General features: G+C 56.6%; 5 protein-coding genes. All 5 read left to right on the top strand.

Translation table 11 applies throughout. The annotated features are described in order from the left end of the window. The first annotated feature begins 419 nt into the window (after positions 1 to 419). The 5 genes from choW (at position 420) to DSD30_RS18000 (ending at position 7229) form a co-directional block, all read left to right on the top strand. Complete coding sequence (choW, locus tag DSD30_RS18020) at positions 420 to 1256, top strand: choline ABC transporter permease subunit (RefSeq protein ID WP_114011116.1); 837 nt, start codon at positions 420 to 422, stop codon at positions 1254 to 1256. Continuing rightward, a complete protein-coding gene (gene choV / locus DSD30_RS18015; RefSeq protein ID WP_114011115.1) occupies positions 1253 to 2290 on the top strand; it encodes a choline ABC transporter ATP-binding protein in 1038 nt (345 codons plus the stop codon). Before choW ends, choV begins: the two co-directional genes overlap by 4 nt. 107 nt (positions 2291 to 2397) lie before the next feature. Continuing rightward, on the top strand, positions 2398 to 3324 hold the full coding sequence (locus DSD30_RS18010) for an HAD-IIA family hydrolase (RefSeq protein ID WP_198663030.1): 927 nt from the start codon (positions 2398 to 2400) through the stop codon (positions 3322 to 3324). Positions 3325 to 3465: 141 nt separating this feature from the next. Beyond that, a complete protein-coding gene (locus DSD30_RS18005) occupies positions 3466 to 4581 on the top strand; it encodes a metallophosphoesterase family protein (protein WP_114011114.1) in 1116 nt (371 codons plus the stop codon). Continuing rightward, positions 4578 to 7229, top strand: a complete 2652-nt coding sequence (locus DSD30_RS18000) for an AAA family ATPase (protein WP_114011113.1) — start codon at positions 4578 to 4580, stop codon at positions 7227 to 7229. Before DSD30_RS18005 ends, DSD30_RS18000 begins: the two co-directional genes overlap by 4 nt. Positions 7230 to 7259: the final 30 nt, after the last annotated feature.

Genomic DNA, 7259 nt, shown 5'->3' with positions numbered 1-7259 from the left:
TCGGAAGTCAAACGCCTCCGCGCCAATGGTACTTCGTCTTAAGACGCGGGAGAGTAGGTCGCCGCCAGGCCTGTTAAAAGCAAATCATAAAAAAAACCCCGGTGTTCACCAGACACCGGGGTTTTTTGATTCTTAAAAGATAATACATAAATCATAGTAGCCAGATAGAGATCAAACTCCGCAATGGGAAACCGCCAACATGAACAAGCGGGTGGTTCCTTGCTGAATGGCTAAGCAAAATACGTGGCTATGAGCATTAAATTGTTCGCCTTTTTTCGACAAATGGTTTGATAATCGCTCCCTCAGCGATGGCCATGTGGTTTTGTGCGCTGTACAAGATGCTCAGGACCCCGTGAGTCCAAAGTAAGACCCCGCGTCCTGCAATAGGTCTTGCTAATTTTGCGTGAGGAACATTTCGCGTGGACCTTTTAACTTCTTACAAAATTCCAATCGGTGATTTCGCATGTTCGGCGTTTGAGTGGATCAGAGTGTCTGCGGAAACGCCACTTGATACGATTAGCTGGCTACTGGAAGAGAAGGTTGCTGCCATCTTGTGGCTTCTACAGTCTGTCGATCCATTGCTCGTAATTGCAGTCTTCGTTTCCCTGACTTGGGTCCTTCAACGCAGCGTCAAGACCTGCCTGCTGGTTGGAGGCGGGTTTCTTTTCATTCTTAATCAGGGCTATTGGGAAGAGACAACGGAAAGTCTCACCCTGGTGTTGTCCAGTTGTCTGGTCTGCATGATCTTTGGTGTGCCAATGGGCATCGTCTGTGCCCATCACCCAAGACTTTATGCCTTCCTGAGACCGGTCCTCGACCTGATGCAAACATTGCCGACCTTTGTTTACCTTATTCCGGCGATCGTCTTTTTTGGCATTGGCATGGTACCGGGTTTGATAGCCACCGTGGTGTTTGTGCTGCCTGCTCCGATCAGGCTGACACAGCTGGGAATTGCATCAACCCCTGCGCCATTGATTGAGGCTGTTCGTGCCTTTGGAGGAACGGATCGGGATGTGTTGCTGAAAGCAGAATTGCCTCACGCCATGCCGCAGATCATGGCTGGTTTGAACCAGACCATCATGCTTGCTTTGTCGATGGTGGTCATTGCTGCTTTGGTTGGCGCTGATGGTCTCGGTGTGCCGGTTGTGAGAGCCCTCAACCAAGTCAATACCAGTCTCGGATTTGAGAGCGGCTTTGTCATTGTTGTGGTCGCGATTATCCTTGACCGGATGCTCAGTCGGAGAGGTCGGTCATGACACTGGCGGTAAAGATTGACACTGTCTCTATCGTTTTCGGCGAGGATCCTGAGGCGGCCCTTCCGTTGATGGATCAAGGCTTCGACCGGGCCGCCATACAGGACGAAACTGGTCAAATTCTGGGTGTGCACAATTGCTCGCTGGATATAGAGGAGGGAGAAATCTATGTCCTTATGGGTTTGTCTGGCTCAGGCAAATCTACATTGTTGCGGGCGGTGAATGGGCTTAATCCGGTGGTGCGCGGTGCTGTTCACGTCAATCACGGTGGCGCTTTGGTGAATGTCACCGGAGCGTCAAGGCAGACCCTGAGGCATATTCGCGGACGGCGTGTGGCGATGGTGTTTCAGCAATTCGGGTTGTTGCCATGGCGGACCGTGGTTCAGAATGTCGGGTTGGGGCTGGAGCTCTGCGGTGTGCCGAAGAAACATCGCAGGGAAGCGGCGATTGAACAATTAGCGCTGGTTGGTCTCGAAGACTGGGCTGACAGGGCGGTCTGCGAATTGTCTGGCGGTATGCAGCAGCGGGTCGGGCTTGCTCGTGCCTTTGCCACCCAAGCGCCAATCCTGTTGATGGACGAGCCCTTCTCCGCCCTTGATCCTTTGATCCGGGCAAAGCTGCAGGACGACTTGTTGGCACTGCAGGACCGGTTAAAGCGCACAATCCTGTTCGTTAGCCATGATCTTGATGAAGCCTTCAAGCTTGGCAACCGGATTGCCATTATGGAAGGGGGGCGGATCGTTCAGAGCGGTCGACCTCAGGATATTTTTGCCCGGCCTGCAAATGCCTATGTTTCCGACTTTGTTGCTCATATGAATCCACTGGGGGTGTTGCGAGCAGAAGATGCGATGGTACCGCTCGTGGGCGTGCATTTTGATCGGACGGTGGCCGCTGGGCAGCTGCTGTCGGACATACTCGAGGTGGTTGCGCGAGCAAAGACACCCGTGGGTGTCTTGCATGGTGACCAACTCGTGGGGCAGCTGACATCCGAAGGTGTGCTGTCTTTCCTGTCTGGTCATGTTCGCGAGGCTGGGTGACATTTGGTCTGGACGGGACTCCGATTAGCCGATATGCACGGAGCCACGGCCTGATCAGCAGGTCAGCATTAACATTCGTCCCGCTCGCATCAGTTCGTGAGGCTCCATTGAAAAAGACACTGACGTCGCGACAGGCCTTCGAACGCTATGAAGCCGTTCGGGAGCGTTTCCCTGCCTTGCCTTTTGCCGATCTGCCAACGTCTACACCAGTGCCGCAGGTTCCGCATCTGGAGGCGGTGGCTGACCAGTATGATGCCTTCGTTTTTGATGCCTTTGGTGTCCTGAATGTCGGCGAAGTGCCGATCGAGGGGGCGGTGGAGCGCATCGCAGAGCTCCGAGCCCAAGGTAAAAGGCTGTTTGTGTTGACCAATGCGGCATCCTATGCGTTTGAGCAAGTCGTCGAGAAGTTTATCCGGTTGGGCTTTGACTTCCGTGCGGAAGAGCTGGTGTCCTCACGCGCTGTCTGTGAGCTGCATTTGAGCCATTGGGGCCCCGATTTTCAATGGGGTGTGATTGCGCCGACCGGTTTCTCCGCTCAGGAGCTTGATCAGTCCGTGGTGGCGCTGGCGGATGAACCGGCCCTGTATGATGCGGTTGATGGGTTTCTTTTCCTCTCTTCTGAATGCTGGACTGAGGCCCGACAGGACCTTTTGGCTGGCAGTCTGGCAAAAGCCCCGCGGCCAGTGGTGGTGGCCAATCCGGATTTGGTGGCACCGCGAGAAATCGGTCTGACGGTGGAGCCGGGTTATTATGCTCATGACCTGATGGACCGGGTAACGGGGCTTCAAGTTGCCTTTCATGGCAAGCCATTTCCAAGTGTCTATGATCATGTTGAAGCGCTGGTTGGCCCCTCTTATCCGGTGTCGCGCATCGCGATGGTTGGCGACAGTTTGCATACGGACATCTGGGGTGCCATGGTGCGCGGGTGGGGATCGGTTCTGGTGTCTGACCATGGTTTCTTAAAAGGGCAGGATCCAATGGCGGCGATCCTTGAAAGCAGGCTCTATCCTTCTTGTATCGTGCCGCAAATCTAAGGCATAGGCCGCTCGGGCAGTTGGGAATTCAAAGTTGCCGCTTTTCTTGCTTCTTCTTTTGGTTGTATTGTTGATCAGCCAGGCTGATGACGTTGCGGTTCCCGGCGCAGAGCGATATCACAGGGATACGGGGGATTTGTCATGCGTTTCATTCACGCCGCCGATGTTCATCTCGGCAAACCTTTTGGACAATTTGACGAAGAGACGCGGGTTGCTCTCCGGCAGGCCCGATTGGAGGCGCTGCGGGCAGTGGGCGACGCGGCCCGCACGCATAATTCTCCCCTCATCCTGATCGCTGGCGACACATTTGATGCGGAAGCGCCGCCCTCCAAGCTGGTCAAGCGGGCACTGGATGTCATGGCGGCGGATCCATCCGTCACATGGGTCTGGATGCCGGGCAATCACGATTCTCTCACGTCAGTGGATCTGTGGGAGCGGATCGTTCGAGACAAGCCCGACAATGTGATTTTGGCGACGGAAGCAACCCCCATTCTGCTGGGTGAGGATACCGCAATCCTGCCTGCGCCACCCACGGTCAGAAGCCCCGGCTTTGATTTGACGGAATGGATGAGCCTTGCAGAGACCGGGGAGCGGATCCGTATTGGCCTTGCCCATGGAGGGGTGACGGACTTTGGCTCGGAAGAGGGGGGCTTGGCAACGATCCCGCCAGATCGCGCTGAGCGGTCGGGGCTTGACTATCTTGCGTTGGGGGATTGGCACGGCCAAATGGCAATCGGGTCCCGGTCATGGTATGCGGGTGCTCCGGAAGCTGATGGCTTTAAAGGCCACAAGGCGTCAGGTGTGCTATTGGTCGAGGTGTCAGCGCGGGGCGTCTTACCCTCTGTCCAGCCGATCCCGCTTGGGCACTATCAATGGCTGCGGGCGGATCAGACTTTCTTTCCCGGTTGCGACCCTGTGAGCATTTTGGAAGAGGCGTTGCCAGAGGATGCTCGTCAGCAGGCCTTGGTGCGCTTTGTCGGGTCCGGGCGGTTGGGTTTGTCCGAGCATGCGGCTCTTCGCAAGGCCTGCGAAGCGGTGGCCGACGACTTTCATTTCTTTGATTTCGATCTGACCCGGATCGGCATCGAACAGTCGATTGAGGATCTAGACCTGATTGCTGAAAGCGGTGCCTTGCGGGTCGCTGCTGAAAATCTGTTGACCGAAACAAGCCTTGAAGGGCGGACTGAGGAGGATGCCCGCATTGCCCAAACAGCCCTGTCGCATCTGTTTCATTTGGCGCAGGAGGTGGGGCAATGAAGCTGCGCAGCCTGACATTGACCAATGTACGCCGCTTCGCCAGCCAGACGGTGACGCTCGGACCAATCGGGGATGGTTTGACCACCATCACGGCAGAAAATGAAAGCGGCAAGAGCACCTTTTTTGATGCGCTGCATGCTTTGTTCTTCTTTGATCATGGGGCCAACAAAAAGGAGTTGCGAAGCTTGCAGCCCTATTCTGGTGGGGCAATGACGATTGGCGCCGAGATTGAGGTTGAGGGTGAGGGATACCGGATCGAAAAGACGTTCAATCTCAGAAAACCCGGTTCCTCTGCCAGCGTCACGGCTGTTGCATCAGGCATCATTCTCAAACAGGCCGATGATGCGGAAGTCTGGATCCAGACCAATCTGCTGCAGAGTCGCAAGGGGCCGGTTGGCCTGTTGTGGGTGCGGCAGGGAATGGTCGGGGTTGATCCAGAAGGCAAGGGGGAAGGAGAGGGAATTGAAGCACGCCGGGATGTGATGTCGAGCGTGCGCGGACAGATCGATGCTGTGACCGGTGGGCGGCGGATGGATCAGATCGTCCAGCAATGCAAACAGGAACTGGATGCCATCAGGACCAAGCAGGGTAAGGCCAAGGCGGGCAGTGCATGGAAAGAAGCCGAAGATCGTGTTCAGATGTTGGACGAGAAACGCGGCGAGCTGGAGACCGCTGTTGAGACCCTTTCCCATGATCTGGCGATGAAGAAAAAAGTCATGGCCCGTTTGCGAGAGCTGCAGGACGATAGGTTGCGAGACGAACGGCAAACCGCCATCGTTCGCAGTCAGGCACAAGTCACCCATGCTCGCGATCATGCGCAAAAGGTCATCGCAGCTGATAAAGACCGGCAATTGCTGGTCAATGAGGTCGACGCAGTGGCCCGGCAGATCCATGAGATCAAGGCAAGTCAGGCCAAGCGCGAGGCACTGGCGCGTGCTGTGAGCGAAAAGCAAGCGGTTGTTGCCGGGGCGCTTGAAAGCAAGGCCAAGGCCAAGGCTGCCTGCGATGGCCTTCAGGCTCAGATTGCGGAGGCCGATGCCAGACGGCGCACTCTGACCGAAGGACTCACTCAGGCCAGACAGGCAGACCGTGCGCGCCTCCGGCAAGAACGCTTGGTGGCGTTGGATGATCTGCTATCGATGATCCGGCCAATCAAGCAGCGCTTGGGGGCGCTGGAAGCGGTCTTGCGCGGCGCGGAGGTCAGCCGCGGCGACCTTGAGCGTCTGGTGGATCTTGAGCGCCGTCATGATATGGCGGTTGAAAAGCGCAAAGTGCATTTTTCCAGTTTCACCCTGTCGGCAGAGGGGCAATCCGCTCTATGCAATGGTGAAGCCATTGCCAGTGGCGTGCCACACCTGATCGATCGCGGGATGGAATTGAACCTGCCGGGCTTTGGCACGATGCATTTGCAACCGGCTGAAGGTGCGGGGCAGGGCATCGAAGATCCCGAACAGCTGCGCAGGGATCTCAAACAGCAGCTCGCCGCTCTGTCGGTCGAGAGCGTCAAGGCAGCGCGGCATCTTTATGAAGAGCGGCAAATAGCCTTGCAAGATCAACAAAGCCTGCTGGTCCAGTTGAAGGCGCTGGCTCCGGCTGGCATCGAGGCTCTGGAAGCGGAAAAACGCCAGATTTGTCAGGATCTGGGCATTGCCGTTGATGCTCCTCTCCCGCCTTTGCCAAGTGGTGGGGCAGATGGCGCGCCAAAGGTTGATGCGATTGAGGCGTCTTTGGCAGAGGCCAATCGCTTGCTTGATGGACTAAGGGCCGAGGAAAGCCGGGCGCGGGATGCCTATACCAAGGCTGTGGGGGCCTTGGCAGCGGAACAAGGTTCCTTGTCACGGATGTCTGCTGAGCTGGGTGAACTGGCAGCCCCAGAGGATGAGGCGACCAGACTTGAAGCTTTGGACCGCTTGCTGCAAGCCAAAACCGACAAGGTGTCCGAGGCACAAGGGGCGCTGAAGGCTCTGCAAAGGGACGCGCCGGATCTGGCGGCCGCAGAAGCTGCATGCCTGCGGGCGCAAAAGGCGGAAGAAGAGGACCAAAAGGAAATCGCGTTGCTGGAGCGAGAATTGGCGCGGCTCAATGGTGCGATCCAGATTCAATCCGATGGGGCGGTTGAGGAGAAACTGGCGGAGGTGGTTGGCAAGCTGGAACGGGCGACCCAGCGGGCGCAACAGTTCGAGCATCATGCCAGAGCCCTTCGCCTGCTGGTCGAGCATCTGGAGGCTGCCCGCGCCGAGGCGCAGGAAACCTATTTCGAACCGATCCGCAAGGAGCTTTTGCCCCTGTTGCAGCAACTGCATGGAGGGATCGATTTTCAACTGGATGCGGATAAGTTGCTGGTTGAGACCATCACCCGCAATGGGGTGACGGATGCGGTCGAGGCGCTGTCCGGTGGGGCCTATGAGCAGATTGCCATTCTGACGCGACTGGCCTTCGCGCGATTGATTGCCCGACAGGGAAGCCATGTGCCGATCATTCTCGATGATGCTCTGGTTCATACGGATGATGAGCGGATTGCCGCGATGTTCAACATGCTGGCCCAGACCGCCAAAGATCAGCAGATCATCGTCCTGTCCTGTCGCACTCGGGCTTTTTCCGATCTGGGGGGCGAACGGGCCTTCATTCAGCAGGTCGGGGCTGTCTGAAAATTAGATTTTGACCGTCGGAAACGAGAA

Source organism: Cohaesibacter intestini (genome assembly GCF_003324485.1).
Taxonomy (GTDB): domain Bacteria; phylum Pseudomonadota; class Alphaproteobacteria; order Rhizobiales; family Cohaesibacteraceae; genus Cohaesibacter; species Cohaesibacter intestini.
The sequence above is the reverse complement of the archived record's forward strand: the minus strand, read 5'-3'. Positions and strand labels throughout refer to the sequence as shown.